The organism is Sciscionella marina DSM 45152, from assembly GCF_000379465.1.
Taxonomy (GTDB): Bacteria; Actinomycetota; Actinomycetes; order Mycobacteriales; family Pseudonocardiaceae; genus Sciscionella; species Sciscionella marina.
In genome coordinates this window covers 538,699-554,671 of sequence record NZ_KB905380.1, presented here as the reverse complement: position 1 = coordinate 554,671, position 15,973 = coordinate 538,699, and the positions used below count along the sequence as shown (strand labels likewise).

At 68.4% G+C, this 15,973-nt stretch carries 15 protein-coding genes and 1 tRNA gene; 11 read left to right on the top strand and 5 right to left on the bottom strand.

The window, feature by feature from the left end; translation table 11 throughout:
* Positions 1–318 precede the first annotated feature (318 nt).
* The 5 genes from A37U_RS0102590 to A37U_RS0102570 all read left to right on the top strand — a co-directional run bounded on the left by A37U_RS0102590 (position 319) and on the right by A37U_RS0102570 (position 6,190).
* Positions 319–2,457 (top strand): DUF6421 family protein, encoded by a 2,139-nt coding sequence (locus A37U_RS0102590; RefSeq protein WP_020495045.1) that lies wholly within the window; start codon positions 319–321, stop codon positions 2,455–2,457.
* Positions 2,454–3,164 (top strand): SDR family NAD(P)-dependent oxidoreductase, encoded by a 711-nt coding sequence (locus A37U_RS0102585; protein WP_020495044.1) that lies wholly within the window; start codon positions 2,454–2,456, stop codon positions 3,162–3,164. Before A37U_RS0102590 ends, A37U_RS0102585 begins: the two co-directional genes overlap by 4 nt.
* The gene (locus tag A37U_RS0102580) at positions 3,161–4,237 is read left to right on the top strand and encodes a threonine aldolase family protein (protein WP_020495043.1); all 1,077 of its coding nucleotides are present in this window, start codon (positions 3,161–3,163) and stop codon (positions 4,235–4,237) included. The genes A37U_RS0102585 and A37U_RS0102580 overlap by 4 nt, the downstream gene beginning before the upstream one ends.
* Before the next feature lie 65 nt (positions 4,238–4,302).
* Complete coding sequence (locus A37U_RS0102575) at positions 4,303–5,733, top strand: gamma-aminobutyraldehyde dehydrogenase (protein WP_020495042.1); 1,431 nt, start codon at positions 4,303–4,305, stop codon at positions 5,731–5,733.
* On the top strand, positions 5,726–6,190 hold the full coding sequence (locus tag A37U_RS0102570) for a dihydrofolate reductase (protein WP_020495041.1): 465 nt from the start codon (positions 5,726–5,728) through the stop codon (positions 6,188–6,190). The genes A37U_RS0102575 and A37U_RS0102570 overlap by 8 nt, the downstream gene beginning before the upstream one ends.
* Here A37U_RS0102570 and A37U_RS0102565 read toward each other — a convergent pair.
* Positions 6,120–6,935 carry an SDR family NAD(P)-dependent oxidoreductase gene (locus A37U_RS0102565; protein ID WP_020495040.1) on the bottom strand — a complete coding sequence of 272 codons (816 nt, stop codon included), beginning with the start codon at positions 6,933–6,935 and terminating at the stop codon, positions 6,120–6,122. The two genes, A37U_RS0102570 and A37U_RS0102565, sit on opposite strands and share 71 nt — an antisense overlap.
* 283 nt (positions 6,936–7,218) lie before the next feature.
* On the opposite strand from A37U_RS0102565, the gene A37U_RS0102560 reads away from it, so the two are divergent.
* Entirely contained in the window at positions 7,219–7,494 is a 276-nt protein-coding gene (locus A37U_RS0102560) for a hypothetical protein (protein WP_020495039.1), read from the top strand.
* A gap of 78 nt (positions 7,495–7,572) precedes the next feature.
* On the opposite strand, the gene A37U_RS0102555 is transcribed toward A37U_RS0102560, so the two are convergent.
* Both A37U_RS0102555 and A37U_RS0102550 read right to left on the bottom strand, forming a co-directional pair.
* Positions 7,573–9,162: a GMC family oxidoreductase gene (locus A37U_RS0102555; RefSeq protein ID WP_020495038.1), complete on the bottom strand. Its 1,590-nt coding sequence runs from the start codon at positions 9,160–9,162 to the stop codon at positions 7,573–7,575.
* A 66-nt stretch (positions 9,163–9,228) separates the two neighbouring features.
* Complete coding sequence (locus tag A37U_RS0102550) at positions 9,229–9,705, bottom strand: phosphoribosyltransferase (protein WP_020495037.1); 477 nt, start codon at positions 9,703–9,705, stop codon at positions 9,229–9,231.
* Positions 9,706–9,787: 82 nt separating this feature from the next.
* On the opposite strand from A37U_RS0102550, the gene A37U_RS0102545 reads away from it, so the two are divergent.
* The 5 genes from A37U_RS0102545 (at position 9,788) to A37U_RS0102525 (ending at position 14,499) form a co-directional block, all read left to right on the top strand.
* Positions 9,788–10,921, top strand: a complete 1,134-nt coding sequence (locus A37U_RS0102545; RefSeq protein ID WP_020495036.1) for an amidohydrolase family protein — start codon at positions 9,788–9,790, stop codon at positions 10,919–10,921.
* 84 nt (positions 10,922–11,005) lie between these two features.
* Complete coding sequence (locus A37U_RS0102540) at positions 11,006–11,800, top strand: 2-keto-4-pentenoate hydratase (RefSeq protein ID WP_020495035.1); 795 nt, start codon at positions 11,006–11,008, stop codon at positions 11,798–11,800.
* Positions 11,797–12,705 (top strand): acetaldehyde dehydrogenase (acetylating), encoded by a 909-nt coding sequence (locus tag A37U_RS0102535; protein ID WP_020495034.1) that lies wholly within the window; start codon positions 11,797–11,799, stop codon positions 12,703–12,705. Before A37U_RS0102540 ends, A37U_RS0102535 begins: the two co-directional genes overlap by 4 nt.
* On the top strand, positions 12,702–13,733 hold the full coding sequence (dmpG, locus tag A37U_RS0102530) for a 4-hydroxy-2-oxovalerate aldolase (RefSeq protein ID WP_020495033.1): 1,032 nt from the start codon (positions 12,702–12,704) through the stop codon (positions 13,731–13,733). The genes A37U_RS0102535 and dmpG overlap by 4 nt, the downstream gene beginning before the upstream one ends.
* Positions 13,734–13,755: 22 nt before the next feature.
* A complete protein-coding gene (locus A37U_RS0102525; protein WP_020495032.1) occupies positions 13,756–14,499 on the top strand; it encodes an IclR family transcriptional regulator in 744 nt (247 codons plus the stop codon).
* Positions 14,500–15,146: 647 nt separating this feature from the next.
* Here the strand turns inward: A37U_RS0102525 and A37U_RS0102520 are convergent.
* Both A37U_RS0102520 and A37U_RS0102515 read right to left on the bottom strand, forming a co-directional pair.
* Positions 15,147–15,221: transfer RNA gene (locus tag A37U_RS0102520), tRNA-Val, on the bottom strand.
* Between the two features lie 36 nt (positions 15,222–15,257).
* Positions 15,258–15,671 carry a TIGR02611 family protein gene (locus A37U_RS0102515; protein WP_020495031.1) on the bottom strand — a complete coding sequence of 138 codons (414 nt, stop codon included), beginning with the start codon at positions 15,669–15,671 and terminating at the stop codon, positions 15,258–15,260.
* Positions 15,672–15,973 lie beyond the last annotated feature (302 nt).

The following is a 15,973-nucleotide window of genomic DNA, read 5'->3' as shown; positions in this document are numbered from 1 at the left end:
TAGTGGTACGTCAATACCGGAGCGCGCGGATTCACCGCTAACTAACCGGGCGCACCGGTGTGACCAGGGGGATGTCCGGTTAATTGCGGGAATTCTCCGTGAGCGATACCACGGGCCCTCGCGCTCATTATTCACCCGGCCGTCTCGTCCGATGAGTGTTGCACGTTTCACCGGGTTCGCCGCTCGTGGGCTCCGGATCTCCAGTGTCACAGCCTCCACACAGGAAAATTGTGTGTCAGGACGGTCATGTTGACGCGATATTTACGCCGATGGTAAACATGTACAAGAAGTATTACGGATACCTGAGGAGTGTGGCGCATGTTCGTGGACACCGCACCGGTCACCGGCCGGGGGCAGCGGGGCGCGCAGGACGAGGGGTTGTTCCCGACAGTGCTGTTCGACGAATCGCACAGCGAAGCGTGGACGATCCGCCCGGAACTCGCGGCGAAGATGAACCCCTCGCACCCCGATGACTCGGGCTATGTGAAGGCGGCGGCCGTGCTGCGCGCGCACGGGCACACCGTGGTGGCCAATGTAGACACGAGCCTGGACCGGGAAGCCCTGGAGCGGGTCGACGTGCTGGTGCTCGCCCATCCCTCCGAGTCCGACTGGGAACGGACGACGGGCTCCGGTTCCCCGGTGCTCACCGAGGCCGAACTGGACGCGATCGAGCGGTTCGTCCGGCGCGGCGGCGGGCTGGTCGTGCTCGGTGAATCCGAACAGGGCAAGTACGGCAACAATCTCAACGAACTCCTGCTGCGGTTCGGCATCCTCATCGAGAACCGCAACACCCTCGACGTCGGGCACAACTTCCGGGATGTGGCCGCCTGGGTGCTCGCCGAGCCGGTACCCGAACACGACGCCGAGGATCTGCTCGCCGGGGTCGGGCAGACATGCTTCTACCGCGCGGGGGCGCTGCGCGTCCAGCCGGAGTCCACCGGCCGCCCGGTGCTGCGCACGCACGCGAGCGCGGATCCGGCCGGTGCTCCGCTGGCCGCCGTGGACCGGGTGGATCAGGGCCGGGTGATCGCCTTCGCGGACTCGGACCTGTTCGGTGACGACTCGATCGGCGATTTCGACCATGAGCGGCTCTGGTCCAATGTGGTCACCTGGGCGGCCGGGGGAGCGCGCCGCGAAGCGGAACAGGGCACGGCCGAGTCGATCGTGTCCGAGCCGGCCTGGAACACGCTCAAGGACGCGGTGTCCCGGCTGCGCGGGCTGCAGTCCGGCGACGGTTCGATCGAGAGCGCCGTGGACGGCGCCGCCGAACTGGTGCGCGTGATCAGCGAGCAGATTCTGGCGCTCGCGCCGCGGTTCCCGTATGACAAGGACTACCTCGAGGCGGTCGTCGCGGACTTCGGCAAGTGGGCCGACAATGGGTTCGGGGTGCCGGACTTTCTCGATTCGCTCGTGCTGTTCCGCCCGGAGACCCAGCGGATCGACGGGCGCGAGCATCTGGTCGTTTTCCCGATGTACACCCAGAACGGGAACCCGGACCGGAACGTCGAAGCGGTCGTGCTGCGGACGTTCTGGCCGGATTGGCTCGCCGGACTCGAATCGGCCCGCTACGACAATCCGATGTTCGTGCCCATCACCTTCGTGGATTTCACCGAGGGGTACGACACGAATTCCGCCGTGCTCTTCCCGGAGACCGTCGCCGTGCGCGAGGTACCGAAATTCACCTGGGGCGGGATCTTCTGCGACCGGGAGGCCGCGCGGTTCCGTACGGTCGGCTCGGCCGCGGCGCAGACCCTGCGGCTGGCCCTGCCGCCGGACGCCGCCCGCCTGCTCTCGGATCAGCGGCTGGCCCAGAACACCTACGTGCTCTGGGATCTCATCCACGACCGCACGCATTCTCACGGCGATCTGCCTTTCGATCCGTTCATGATCAAGCAGCGGATGCCGTACTGGATGTACGCGATCGAGGAACTGCGCTGCGACCTGAACGCCTTCCGTGAGGCGATCGAACTGGAGCGGTCCGGGAATCCGTACGGCAAGCTCGTGCAGTACGCGATCCTGTTCGACCGGCTCTTCCGGTTCCCGATCACCGGGGACCGAGTGAAGAACTATGACGGACTCGGCGGTCAGCTGCTGTTCGCCTACCTGCGCAAGGCCGGGGTGCTCGCCTGGACCGACAACACGCTGCGGGTGGACTGGACCGCGCTGCCCTCCGGGGTGCTCGGCCTGTGCGAGGAGGTCGAACAGCTCTACTCGGACGGGATCGACCGTTCCCGGATGGCGCACTGGATGGCCGCGCACGAGCTGATGTCCGGTTATGTCGCCGCGCACCCGGCCTCGGTGTGGGCGAAGGGCATCGAGGCGTTGCCGACCGACGGGCCACCGCGCAAGATGGTGGACGAGGTGTTGCCGGACGAGTTCCCGCTCAACACCTTCTACGAAGCATTGCGCAGGAAGTTGAAGACCGTGGTGGCATCGACAGCGGGGATTACGGCATGAGTGTGCAGAACAAGGTCATCGTCGTCACCGGGGCGGGCGGGGCGGCCGGTCCGCCGGCCTGCCGTGCGCTCGCCGCGGCGGGGGCCACGGTCATCGCCTGCGATGTCCTGGAGTCCTCGCTGCATCCGCTCGCCGACGATATTCGCGCCGAGGGCGGCACGATCGAGACCCACGCGGTGGATCTGCTCGACGAGGCCGCGACCGAGGCCTGGGCGGGCGAGCTGCGCTCCCGGCATGGGCACATCGACGGCCTGGTGCACCTCGTCGGCGGGTGGCGCGGCGGGAAGAGCTTCGTCGAGGAGGACCTGGCGGACTGGGACTTCCTCGAGCAGCGCCTGGTGCGCACCCTGCAGCGCACCACGCGTGCCTTCCATGCGGCGCTCACGGACAGCGAGGCGGGCCGCGTGGTGATCGTCTCGGCGAAGGCGGCGAGCTCGCCGAGTTCGAAGGGTGCGCACTATGCCGCGGCGAAGGCGGCCTCCGAGGCCTGGATGCTCGCGGTTGCGCACGGGTGGCGGGCCAGCGAGACCGCCGCGGCCACGATCCTCGTGGTGAACGGTCTGGTCACCGACGAGATGCGGGCCGCGAAACCGGAAGCGAAATTCGCCAGCATGACCGATGTCGCGGATGTCGCGAAGGTCATCGTTAGCCTGTGGGACAAACCGGCGACGGAACTGAACGGAGAACGACTTTGGCTGACGCCGTGAACGAAGCATCGGCACTGTCCCGCAAGCATGATCCGGAATACCGCGGGTTCGCCAGCGACAACTACTCGGGCGTGCACCCGGAGATCATGGCCGCCCTGGCGACCGCGAACGGCGGGCACCAGATCGCCTACGGGGAGGACGACTACACCGAGGCCGTGCAGCAGGTGTTCCAGTCGCACTTCGGCCCGGGCGCCGAGGCGTTCCCGGTATTCAACGGGACCGGGGCCAATGTGGTCGGCCTGCAGTCGCTCACCGAGCGCTGGCAGTCGGTGATCTGCACCGAGACCGCGCACATCCACGTGGACGAGTGCGGTGCCCCGGAGCGGATGGGCGGGCTGAAGCTGCTCACGGTGTCCACTCCGGACGGGAAGTTGACCCCGGAGCTGGTGGACACCGAGGCGTACGGCTTCGACGACGAACACCGGGCGCAGCCGAGGGTCGTGTCCATCACCCAGTCCACCGAACTCGGCACCTGCTACACCCCGGCCGAAGTGGCCGCGCTGTGCGAGCACGCGCACGCTCGCGGGATGGTCGTGCACATGGATGGGGCGCGGTTGTCGAACGCGGCCGCGCACCTCGGGGTGCCCTTCGCCGAGTTCACCACCGAGGCCGGGGTGGATGTGCTTTCCTTCGGCGGCACCAAGAACGGGATGATGTTCGGTGAGGCGGTCGTGGTGCTCAACCACGAGGCCGCGCGCGGCTTGCCGTACCTGCGGAAGATGTCGATGCAGCTGGCGAGCAAGATGCGATTCGTCTCGGCGCAGTTCGACGCCCTGCTCTCCGGTGATCTCTGGCTGCGCAGCGCCACCCATGCGAACGCCATGGCCGCGCGGCTCGCCGGGACGGTGCGTGATGTGCCCGGGCTGCGGCTGACCCGTGAACCCCAGGCCAACGAGGTGTTCGCGATCCTGCCCAAGGATGTGACCGCGCGGCTGCAGAAACGGTTCCGCTTCTACACCTGGGACGAGGAGACCGGGGAGGTGCGCTGGGTGACCACCTTCGACACCACCGAGGCGGACATCGATACGTTCGCCGCGGCGGTGCGCGAGGAGCTACAAGCAGTGAATGCGTGACAATTTCGTAGTATATCGCTACGATCCTGGCTGAATTCGTAACAAGAGCGGGAGAGTGGATCGGAATGGGTAGTATCACCGTCCGGAACTTCATCGCGGGCGAGCACCGGGACGCGGTCTCGGGCAAGACGAGCGAGCTGATCGATCCGGTGACCGGCGAAGTCCTCGGTACCGCGGCCCTTTCCGGAGCCGAGGATGTGGACGCCGCCTTCGCCGCCGCGGCCGAGGCCTTCAAGACCTGGTCGCGCACCACGCCGCGGGAACGTCAGCTCGCGCTGAACAAGATCGCCGACGCGTTCGAGGCCCGCAAGGACGAGTTCGTCAAGCTGGAGTCGGCGAACACCGGGAAGCCGCTGGCCCTGGTCGAGTCCGAAGAGATGTTCCAGCTGATCGACCACACCCGGTTCTTCGCCGGTGCGGCCCGCAATCTGGAGGGCAAGTCGGCGGGCGAGTACATGGAGGGTCTCACCTCCTTCGTCCGCCGTGAGCCGATCGGGGTCGCCGCACAGGTCACGCCGTGGAACTATCCGATGGTCATGGCGATGTGGAAGTGGGCCCCGGCGATCGCCGCGGGCAACACCGTGGTGCTCAAGCCCTCGGACACCACCCCCGCTTCGACCGTGCTCACCGCCGAGGTGCTCGCCGAATTCCTCCCGCCCGGGGTGTTCAACGTGGTCTGCGGCGACCGGGACACCGGACGGCTGCTCATCGAGCACGAGACCCCGAGCATCGTCTCGGTGACCGGTTCGGTGCGCGCGGGTATGGAGGTCGCCGGTTCCGCTGCCGTCGACCTGAAGCGGGTGCACCTGGAACTCGGCGGCAAGGCACCGGTGATCGTGTTCGACAACGCCGACCTGAAGTCCGCGGCCGAGCAGATCGCCGAGGCGGGCTACTTCAACGCCGGCCAGGACTGTACGGCCGCGACCAGGGTGCTCGTGCAGGAGGGCGCGCAGGAGGACTTCGTGCGCGCGCTGACCGAGGTGGCGAAGGCGACCAAGACGGGCAAGCCCGATGAGCAGGACGTGCTCTACGGCCCGCTCAACTCGGCGGCCCAGCTGGAGAAGGTGCAGGGCTTCATCGACCGGCTGCCGGGGCACGCGGTCGTCAACGCGGGCGGGAAACGGTTCGGGGACAAGGGATTCTTCTTCGAGCCGACCGTGGTCTCCGGGCTGCGCCAGGGCGACGAGATCGTGCAGAACGAGGTGTTCGGCCCGGTGATCACCGTGCAGTCGTTCACCGACGAGGCCGAGGCGTTCCGGATGGCCAACGATGTGCAGTACGGGCTGGCCTCCTCGGTGTGGACCAGCGACCACGGCACCGCGATGCGCGCCTCGCGGGACCTCGACTTCGGGTGCGTGTGGATCAACTGCCACATCCCGCTCGCCGCCGAGATGCCGCACGGTGGGTTCAAGCACTCCGGTTACGGCAAGGACCTCTCCGGCTACGGCTTCGACGACTACACCCGCATCAAGCACGTGATGAGCGCCGTTGACTGAGATCGGACTGGTCGCCGCGGTCGCCGAGAACGGAGTGCTCGGCGACCGCGGCGGCATGCCCTGGAAACTTCCCGGGGATCTCGCGCGGTTCAAACGGTTCACCCTCGGGCATCCGATCATCATGGGGCGCAGGACTTTCGAGTCGATCGGGCGCCCGCTTCCCGGTCGCCGCAACCTGGTGCTGTCCATGGGTTCCGGGGATCCGCGGGTGGAATGGTTTTCCTCGCTCGATCAGGCAGTGGCCGCTGCCGGGCCCGGCCGGGCGTTCGTGATCGGCGGCGCGACCGTGTACCGGGCGGCGCTGCCGTTCGCCGATCTGGTGCACCTGACCAGGGTGCACGCCAGCCCGGAAGGGGACACGGTCTGGGAACCGGATCTCTCGGCCTTCACGCTGGCCGAGTCCACCCGGTACACCGAGGACGAGATCCCCTGCACGGTCGAGCTTTATCGCAGATGAATCCGTCCACTGTGGACATCGCCTGGAGTGCGTGCCCGCCTGCCACCTGCAGCACCTGACCGGTGATCCAGCGCGCCTGCCGCGAGGCGAGCAACACCACGGCATCGGCGATGTCCTCGGGTTCACCGACCCGGCCGAGCGGCACGATCGAGCGCGCGTGTTCGAGCATCTCCCCGTCGAGCCAACCGGTCTGCACCGGACCGGGGGCGACCGCGTTGACCCGGATCCCACTGGGGCCGAGGTCCAGCGCCGCCGACCTGGTGAACCCTTCGAGCGCGGCTTTCGAGGTACCGTAACCGGTCTGTCCGGGGAAGGCGCGGGCGGCGTCGGTGGAGGTGAGTAGGGCGGGTGCGAAGGTGTTCACCGCGTAGTGCCTGGCGAGACCGTCGAGGCCGAGGGTCTCGATGCTGTCCGGTTGTTCGCAGTGCGCGGCGTTGTTCACCAGCACGTCCACCGGGCCGAGCCGTTCGGTGACCGCGTCGGGAAGCAGCCGCGGCGCCTCGGCGGCGGTGAGATCGGCGGCGAACGTGACCGCGCCCAGTTCTCCGGCCAATGCGGTGACCTGCGCTTCGGCCCGGCTGCGGTGCTCCCACAAGCTTCCCTCGGGAGGGCGGGATTCCGCGCCGAAATGGTGCACCGCGAGGCGCGTGCCCTGGGCGGAGAAGGCACGCGAGATCGCGGCCCCGAGGCCCGCCGCGCCGCCGGTGACGAGCACGGTCCGCCCGGCACGATCCGCGTCGATCATCGCGGACCCGGATTCTGCGGCGGATACGGCTGATTCGGCGGCGCCTGCGGCGGGAATTGCTGCGGGGGGAACTGTTGCTGGGGCGGGAACTGCTGGGGGTGTGCCGCTGCGGATAGGACTGTTGTGGGTACTGCTGTTGAGGGGACTGCCCGGAGAGTCCCTTCCGCTCCTGTTGTCGGGCGCGCAGATGGTTCGCGGTGGAGGGGAGCGCGGCCAGCACGGTGACCAGGATCCCGACGAGCGCCATGGCGAGAAGGATCAGTGGAACGGGAGAGGCGGTCAGATGGGTGAAGGCTCCCGTCAGGACGCCGAACACGACCGAGGCCACAGCCTGGAGCGCGCCGCCGATCATCAGGACGATGCGGCCGTTCGTCTGTCCGGTGAACACCCCGACGGCGCCGGCGATCAGGACGATGGCCAGCGGGATCACCCGACGAGGCGGATACTCGTGGCGCTGAATCCCACGATCGAGCCGATGCCGAGGACGATACCGAGCACGGCGGCGGTGGTCGCGGTCGATCCGCTCGGCCGGATCGGCTGTTGCGGATACGAGGGATAGCCGGGCTGTTGCGGATACATGGCAGACCACTAGTTCGTGTGCGGGGTGTTCCCGCTGAGCCTGCCATGGATCGGTGTCTCAGGTGTCCTCGCGCAGAAACTCGGCGGCCTGTTCACCGATGAGGATCGCGGGAGCGTTGGTGTGCCCCCGGATGATGCTCGGCATGATCGAGGCGTCGGCGACGCGCAGTCCCGGTACGCCGCGCACGCGCAGCCGCGGGTCGACCACGGAGTGCTCATCGCGGCCCATCCGGCAGGTGCCGACGGGGTGATAGAGGGTCTGGGAGTGCTCGCGCAGTGCGGTTTCCCTGCGTTCGGCGCCCGGTCCCATGCCCGCGGGTTGCAGGCAGCCCTCGACCAGTCCGGCGAGCGGTTCGGTCCCCAGGAGTTCCTCGGTGAGTTCCAGTCCGTACCGCAGCCGCGCGAGGTCGTGGCCGGCCGGATCGCTGAGGTAGCGCGGATCCACCAGCGGCGCCCGCAGTGGATCGGCCGATTCGAGGGTGACCGTTCCGGTGCTCTCCGGGCGCAGCAGCACCGGTCCGGTGGTGAGGCCGTGGCTCTGTGGCGCCTCCAGCCCCTCGGCGAGGAACGGAACCGGGACGAAGATCAGCTCCAGATCGGGGGCGCCGAGCAACGGGTCACTGCTGACGAAACCGTAGGCCTCACCGATGTTCGAGGTGAGCATTCCGTTGTGGCGCAACAGGTATTCGAGCAGCGCCGGTGGTTTGGTCGCCGGATACAGCGAACCCTCGCGGGCGCCGAGCACCAGGGGAGCGGCGAGATGATCGCGCAGGTTCACACCGACCTCGGCACTGTCCACCACGACCGGGATACCGTGTGCGCGCAGCTTTTCGGCGGGCCCGATCCCGGAGAGCATCAGCAACTGCGGCGAGTTGATCGCCCCGCCGCACAGGATGATTTCGGTGCCCGCGGTCGCGGTGCGGTGCCGTCCCCGGTGCAGGTACTCCACCCCGCGCGCCCGGCCGCCGTCGACCGCGATGCGCAGGGTGTGGGCGCCGGTGAGCACGGTCAGATTGGCGCGCCGGGCGGCGGGCCGCAGATAGCCGTCGACGGTGCTCCACCGGCGGCCGGCGCGCTGGCTGACCATCGTCTCGGTGAACCCCGCCTCGTGCGGGCCGTTGGTCGTCATCGCGCGGGGCAGGCCGAATTTCTCGCACGCCGCGAGGTACTGCCCGGTCATCGCGCGCGGGGAGCGCTGTTTGCCGACGGCCATCGGACCACCGCGGCCCTGGTGCCCACCATCGGGGGTCTCGGTGTCCTCGATGCGGGTGAACAGCTCCAGCGCCTTGGCCGCGGACCACGGAGCTCCGGCCAGCTCACCCCATTCCTCGTAGTCGGCGGCGAACCCGCGCACCCACATCATGGCGTTCATCGAGGAGGAACCGCCGAGCATCTTGCCGCGCGGCCAGTAGATCCGGCGATCGGCCAGCTCGGGCTGCGGAACGGTGCGGTAGTTCCAGTCCCGGTCGGTCTCGAAGAGGTTCGCGAACGCCGCCGGGGTGCGGACCGCCATCACCTTGTCGGACGGCCCGGCCTCGAGCAGCAGCACGCTGCGGTTCTCGTCCTCGCTCAGCCGTGCCGCGAGCGCCGAGCCCGCCGAACCGGCCCCGATGACCACATAGTCGAATCCCGTCGGTACCTCGGCCATGAGCAACTCCTTTGTTGTCCAGGGCCTCCATCCTGTACCGAAACCGGACCGAACGCGAGAACCGGCTCAGTCGCGGGGGACCACCGGAGGCTGACTCGACCAGGGAAAATCGATCCAGCGGTCGGTGCGGTGCCAGACGTACTCGCACTGCACCGAGGAGCGCGGCTTCTCGTAGACCACCGCGCAGCGCACCTCGAGGACGTGCTCGGCGCAGAAATCGCGCACCAGCTTCAGAGTGGCCCCGGTGTCCGCGACATCATCGGCCACGAGCACCCGCTTGCTCGTCAGATCGACCGCGTTCGGCACCGGCGGAAGCATCACCGGCATGTCCAGGCGCTTGTCCACGCCGGTGTAGAACTCCACGTTCATCACGTGCAGGTTCTTCACCTCGAGGTCGTAACCGAGTGCCCCCGCGGCGAACAGTCCACCGCGTGCGATGGCGAGTATCAGATCGGGCCGGAACCCGTCCTCGGCGACCATCGTCGCCAGCTCACGTGTCGCGACACCGAATCGCTCCCAGGTGAGCACTTCCCGTTCGGTCACTGGCCCTGCTCCCGTCTGCCGTCCACTCCTCGGCGGGAGTTTACGGCGCTACCGTGTCCGGGTACGCGAAAGGGAGGTCATCGTGGAGGGCTTGGTGCTCGAGGAGATCGAGGAACTACGCCTCGTGGACCACCACGTACACGGGGCACTCGCGGAACCGGCCGACCGGGCCCGGTTCGAGTCCTTTCTCACCGAGTCCGACCGGCCGGCCGCGGTCGGCACGAGCCGGTTCGACTCGCAGCTCGGGTTCGCGGTGCGCCGGTGGTGTGCCCCGGTGCTCGGGCTCCAACCGCACACCGGGGCCGGGCCGTACTGCGCCCGCCGCGCCGAACTCGGCACCGAGGAGGTCAACCGGCGGCTGCTCACCGCGAGCGGGATCGGGCGGTTTCTGGTGGACACCGGGATCCTCGGCGCCCCGGTGCTCGGACCGCCCGCGATGGCCGAGGCGAGCGGCGCGCGGGCGGGGGAGATCGTGCGGTTGGAAAGCCTCGCCGAAGGACTGGCCGCGGACGGGATCGGGGCCACGGCCTTCGCCCGCCGGTTCCCTGAACTGCTCGCCGAACGCAGCGCCACCGCGGCCGGGCTCAAGAGCATCATCGCCTACCGGCACGGGCTCGCCTTCGATCCCGAGCCACCTGCCGGGCACGAGGTGGTGCGCGCGGCCGGAAACTGGTTGCGTGCGCGGGATCGTGGCGGTACGGCGCGCCTCGCGGACCCGGTGCTGCTGCGCTTTCTGCTGTGGTGCGGGATCGAACGGGGCCTTCCACTGCAGCTGCACACCGGGCTCGGCGATCCCGATCTGCGGCTGCGGCACTGCGATCCGGCGCTGCTGACCGACTGGCTGGAGCGCATCGAGCGGAACCGCGTGGATGTGTTGCTGCTGCACTGTTATCCCTTCCACCGCAACGCGGGATTTCTCGCCCAGGTCTATCCGCACGTGTATCTGGACACCGGCCTCGCGCTGACCCATCTCGGTGCACGCGCCGAGGCGGTGCTCGCCGAATCACTGGAACTGGCCCCGTTCGGCAAGCTGCTGTTCTCCTCGGACGCGTTCGGGCCCGCGGAACTGCACCATCTGGGCGCTTTGCTGTGGCGGCGGGCGATGCGCCGGGTGCTCGGCGGGTTCGTCACCGAGGGTGCCTGGTCGCGCGCGGATGCGCTCCGGGTGGCGCGGATGATCGGCGCGGAGAACGCACAGCGAGTCTACACGCGCTGAAGTGTTCCACTCAGTGGCACACACCCCTTGTTCCGCGCCGGTACCGCGCCTAGCGTCGGGGCCAGCGAAGAGACGAGGTGTTGCATGCAGGAACAGCAGCGGCAGGCTGTGGCGCGGGAATTGCTCGCCGCCTACCGCGAGGGACCGATCGACCCGCTCATCCGGCGATACCCCGGACTCGAGGTCACCGACTCGTACCACATCCAGCTCGAACAGGTACGCCAGTGGGTGGCCGAGGGCGATGTGGTGCGCGGGCACAAGGTCGGCCTGAGTTCGGCGGCGATGCAGCGCCAGCTCGGCGTGAACCAGCCGGACTACGGGCACCTGCTCGAATCGATGTTCCACCTCGAGGGCCTGCCGATCGACACCGCGCGCTATCTGCAGCCCAAGGTGGAACCGGAGATCGGCTTCGTGCTCGGAGCGCCGCTGCGTGGCCCGGGGGTCACCGCGGCGGAAGCGGCGGCCGCGGTGCGCTATGTGGTTCCCGCGCTGGAGATCATCGATTCGCGGATCAAGGACTGGCGGATCGCCCTCCCGGACACGATCGCGGACAACGCTTCCTCCGGTGGCCTGGTGCTCGGCAGCAGGTTCCTCGATCCGTCCGCTGTGGACATTCGGCTGACCGGCTGCGTACTGCGCAAGGGCGGCGAGGTCATCGACACCGGAGCGGGCGCGGCCGTGCTCGGTTCACCACTGAATTCCTTGGTGTGGCTGGCGAACACCGTCGGCCCACTCGGCATCACCTTGGCCGAGGGGCACGTGGTGCTCCCCGGATCACTGTCCGCCGCGCATCCGGTCGCTCCCGGCGAATCGGTGACCGCGGAGTTCGCCGGGCTCGGCAGTGTCACGGCGGTATTCGGCAAACAGGAGGACGTATGACGAAAGCGAAGGCGGCGATCGTCGGTCCCGGCAACATCGGCACCGACCTACTCGCCAAACTCCGGCGCAGCGAACTGGTCGAGGTGTCCGCGATGGTCGGGGTCGACCCGGAATCCGATGGACTCGCCCGCGCGCGGGAACTCGGCATCGAGGCCTCGGCCGAAGGCGTCGACTGGCTGCTGTCCCAGGCGGAACTGCCCGATCTGGTGTTCGAGTCGACCTCGGCGCGGGCGCACGCGGCCAATGCGGTGCGCTATGCCGACGCGGGAATCCGGGCCGTGGACCTCACCCCGGCCGCGGTCGGGCCGTTCGCCTGCCCGCCGGTCAACCTCGGTCAGCACCTCGAAGCGCCGAACGTCAACATGATCACCTGCGGCGGGCAGGCCACCATTCCCATGGTGCACGCGGTTTCCCGGGTCACCCCGGTGTCCTACGCCGAGATCGTGGCCTCGATCGCCTCGCGTTCGGCCGGTCCGGGAACGCGCGCGAACATCGACGAGTTCACCGAGACGACCGCCAACGGCATCGAAACCGTCGGCGGGGCGGACAAGGGCAAGGCGATCATCGTGCTCAACCCGGTCGACCCGCCGATGATCATGCGGGACACCGTGTTCTGCGCGATCGATCCGGACGCGGACACCGGTGCCATCACCGACTCGATCCACCGGATGATCGAAGAGGTGCGCCGTTATGTGCCCGGTTACCGGCTCAAGGCGGATCCGCAGTTCGACGAGCCGCGCGCCGACTGGGGCGGCAAGGCACGGGTCGCGGTGTTCCTCGAAGTGCGCGGGAACGGCGACTATCTCCCGGAATGGGCGGGCAACCTGGACATCATGACCGCGGCGGCCGCGCGCACCGGGGAACTGCTCGCCGAGCACATCATCAGCAAGGAGGGCGTGGCATGACCGATCTCCGGATCACCGACACCACCCTGCGCGATGGCAGCCATGCCATGGCGCACCAGTTCACCGAGCAGCAGGTCCGGGATGTGGTCGGCGTGCTCGACCGCGCCGGGGTCCAGGTCATCGAGGTCACCCACGGCGATGGGCTCGGCGGGTCCAGTTTCAACTACGGCTTTTCCGGGACCGATGAGCTGACCCTGATCCGGGCCGCGGTCGAGGAGGCCGAGCGCGCGCGGATCGCGGTGCTGCTGCTTCCCGGGGTCGGCACCATCACCGATCTGAAGCGGGCACACGATATCGGCGCGCGGGTCGCGCGGATCGCCACGCATTGCACCGAGGCCGACGTCTCCATCCAGCACTTCGGCGCGGCACGCGATCTCGGCATGGAGACGGTCGGTTTCCTGATGCTCTCGCACCGGATCGGCCCGGAAGAGCTCGCCAAGCAGGCGCGCATCATGGCCGATGCCGGATGCCAGGGCGTGTACGTGGTCGATTCGGCGGGCGCACTGCTTCCCGACGACGCGCGGGCCCGGGTGGAAGCACTGGTCGCCGAACTGGGCGAGGACGCACAGGTCGGCCTGCACGGGCACCAGAACCTCTCGCTCGGGGTGGCCAATTCGCTGGCCGCCTACCAGGCGGGGGCCCGCCAGATCGACGGCACCCTGTGCGCGCTCGGCGCGGGCGCGGGCAACTCGCCGACCGAGGTGCTGGTGGCCGCGTTCGACCGGATGGGCGTGGACACCGGGCTCGACCTGACCGAGACCCTCGGTGCCGCCGCGGAAGTGGCGCTGCCGTTCATCACCCGGTTGCCGTGGGCCGATCGCAGCTCCATCGTGCAGGGGCATTCCGGCGTGTACTCCAGCTTCCTGCTGCACGCCGAGCGCGCCGCCGCACGGTACGGGGTGCCCAGCCACGAGATCTTGCGCAAGGTCGGTGAGCACGGCTACGTCGGCGGCCAGGAGGACATGATCATCGATATCGCTATCCAGCTCGCCGCACAGTCCTCGGACGTCAAGGCGGGCTCGGCATAGCCGCGGCACGTAACATCGCCGCATGACCGAGCCGCCGAACGCGGTCATCGACCGTATGATGCTCATTCTCGGCGCCTTCGACACCGACCGGGTGCTGAGCGTCTCCGAACTCGCGCGGCGGACCGGACTCGCCAAGTCGACGGTGCACCGGATGGCCGGAACACTGCTCGAACACGGTGTGCTCGAGCGTTCCGGTGTCCGGTTCACCCTCGGCCTGCGGCTGTTCGAACTCGGCGAGCGGGTGCCGCGCAAGCTCGGTCTTCGCGAGGCCGCGCTGCCGTACATGGCCGATCTGCGCGCCGCCACCCGGCAGACCGTGCACCTCGCCGTGCTCGACGGCACCGATGTCGTCTACCTCGAGATATTCCGCAACCCCGAGGCGCCCCCGCTTCCCTCGCGCACCGGCGGCCGGCTTCCCGCACACGCCACCGGAGTGGGCAAAGCGATGCTCGCGTTCTCCCCGCAGCGGGTGCTCGACGAGGTGCTGCGCCGGGGACTGCGCCGGGTCGCCGAACGCACCATCACCGATCCCGCCATGCTCACCAGGCAGCTGCGCACCGTGCGGGCAAACGGCGTCGCCAACGAATACGAGGAATCCGGGGCCGGGATCGTGTGCGCGGCCAGTCCCATCCTCAACATCGACCAGACCGTGGCGGGCGCCATCTCCGTTTCCGGGCTGTCCGGGCGGCTCGATCTGCGCCGGATGACCCCCGCCGTGCGCACCGCGGCGCTGGCGATTTCCCGGACCCTCGGCGCGCGCACCTGATCCGCCGCGGGCTGATCCGGTGGCTACCGGCCGCCCTCGGATCGGTTCCCCGCACCTGTCGCAGCCACTCGGGAATCGCGTAGAGCACGGGGTGGAAGGCGAGATTCGCCAAGGCGTACTGACCGAGGACGCCTATCAGTCTGGGGCGCACGGCGAGCGACCGGACATCGGGGAATCGCTCAACGACAACAGAAACACCAGCCGGGCGAGCACGGCGCCCACGAAGCGGCCGTTCGTGGACGGTCCGCGGGGAGACGGCGCCCGGCGAGGAGCACCGCGGCAACCGCCGCCGGAACATTTCTCGCGAACGTGTCCTGCCATCCGGTGTCGGCCACGAGTGATCCCTCGCGGCGCGGACCGGACTGATCGGCCAGCCTGCCCATCATGGTCTGTCCCAGGGTGCCCGTGACGTAGAAAGCCGCTCACCGACCCGGTCACGGCCGTGATTCCGGCTCCGAAGTGCTGCCGCACTAGGGGAAGCGCCACCGCGATCACCGATGCGTCCAGGGGATTCAGCACGGTTCCGGTCGCGACCGTTGCCACGACGGCGGATTCCCGCACCACAGCACCCCGTCGGCCGCGCGGCGGGCCCGTACATGACTGAAGCCCTGCTCCTCATGAAGAGGAACAGGGCTTCTGTTACCAGCTGGTGCGCGATACTGGGATCGAACCAGTGACCCCTGCCGTGTGAAGGCAGTGCTCTCCCGCTGAGCTAATCGCGCTCGCTTGCCGATGGTCAGCAGCGTAGCGCACGTGGTTCAGCCGCCGAAGACGGGGCTGCGCAACCACGGCCACTCGATGCCGAACCACCCGCCGACGAGGGAGAACACGCCGATGAGCCACAGTACGGCCAGGATGAGCGCGAACAGGCCGGTGAGTACGAGCGAGCGGACGAACCAGTTCTGCTCGCCCATCCACCTCAGCCAGGCGTTGTAATAGCGCTTGGCGAACTCGAGCAACCGGCGCGCCCAGGTGAACTCGGTGGCGAGGATGCCGAGACCGGCGAACACGACCAGCCAGCCGGGGCCGGGGAACGGGATCATGACGAGCCCGCCGACGGTGACGAGGGTGCCGAGGACACCGATGGCGATCCGGAAGGCGAACTGCCTTCGTGGATCGGCGTCCCGCCAGCGGTGCAGGTCACCGACGACTGTCCGGAGTCGCTGTCTCACGCGCGATCACCTGACCGAAAATCGACCGAAATGACTGCTTTATCCGTAGACTCCATGGCGCCAGTGTGCCCGAAGCGACACAATCCGATATCGAGCGAGCCATATAACACCCGGACGCCGGTTGATCTGCTTCAGATCGTCTGCCCGGTGTGTGAGACTGCGAAGAGATGGCCCGACTTGCCGGAGGACGAAGGGGGCGATGAGGTTGCGTGCAGTACCGCATGAATCACGTCACGTCCACCAGCCGGGTGACATTGGCGAAAGTCGCGACGGATTCACCGGGTGGCTGCGTCTCACTCGTG

Bases quoted from the DNA above. Each gene is read 5' to 3' on its own strand.
- A37U_RS0102525 (WP_020495032.1), top strand. From the start codon at position 13,756: ATGACCGAGCCGCCGAACGCGGTCATCGACCGTATGATGCTCATTCTC.
- A37U_RS0102575 (WP_020495042.1), top strand. From the start codon at position 4,303: ATGGGTAGTATCACCGTCCGGAACTTCATCGCGGGCGAGCACCGGGAC.
- dmpG (WP_020495033.1), top strand. From the start codon at position 12,702: ATGACCGATCTCCGGATCACCGACACCACCCTGCGCGATGGCAGCCAT.
- A37U_RS0102565 (WP_020495040.1), bottom strand. From the start codon at position 6,935: ATGATCGACGCGGATCGTGCCGGGCGGACCGTGCTCGTCACCGGCGGC.
- A37U_RS0102535 (WP_020495034.1), top strand. From the start codon at position 11,797: ATGACGAAAGCGAAGGCGGCGATCGTCGGTCCCGGCAACATCGGCACC.
- A37U_RS0102560 (WP_020495039.1), top strand. From the start codon at position 7,219: ATGGGTGAAGGCTCCCGTCAGGACGCCGAACACGACCGAGGCCACAGC.
- A37U_RS0102590 (WP_020495045.1), top strand. From the start codon at position 319: ATGTTCGTGGACACCGCACCGGTCACCGGCCGGGGGCAGCGGGGCGCG.
- A37U_RS0102555 (WP_020495038.1), bottom strand. From the start codon at position 9,162: ATGGCCGAGGTACCGACGGGATTCGACTATGTGGTCATCGGGGCCGGT.
- A37U_RS0102585 (WP_020495044.1), top strand. From the start codon at position 2,454: ATGAGTGTGCAGAACAAGGTCATCGTCGTCACCGGGGCGGGCGGGGCG.
- A37U_RS0102540 (WP_020495035.1), top strand. From the start codon at position 11,006: ATGCAGGAACAGCAGCGGCAGGCTGTGGCGCGGGAATTGCTCGCCGCC.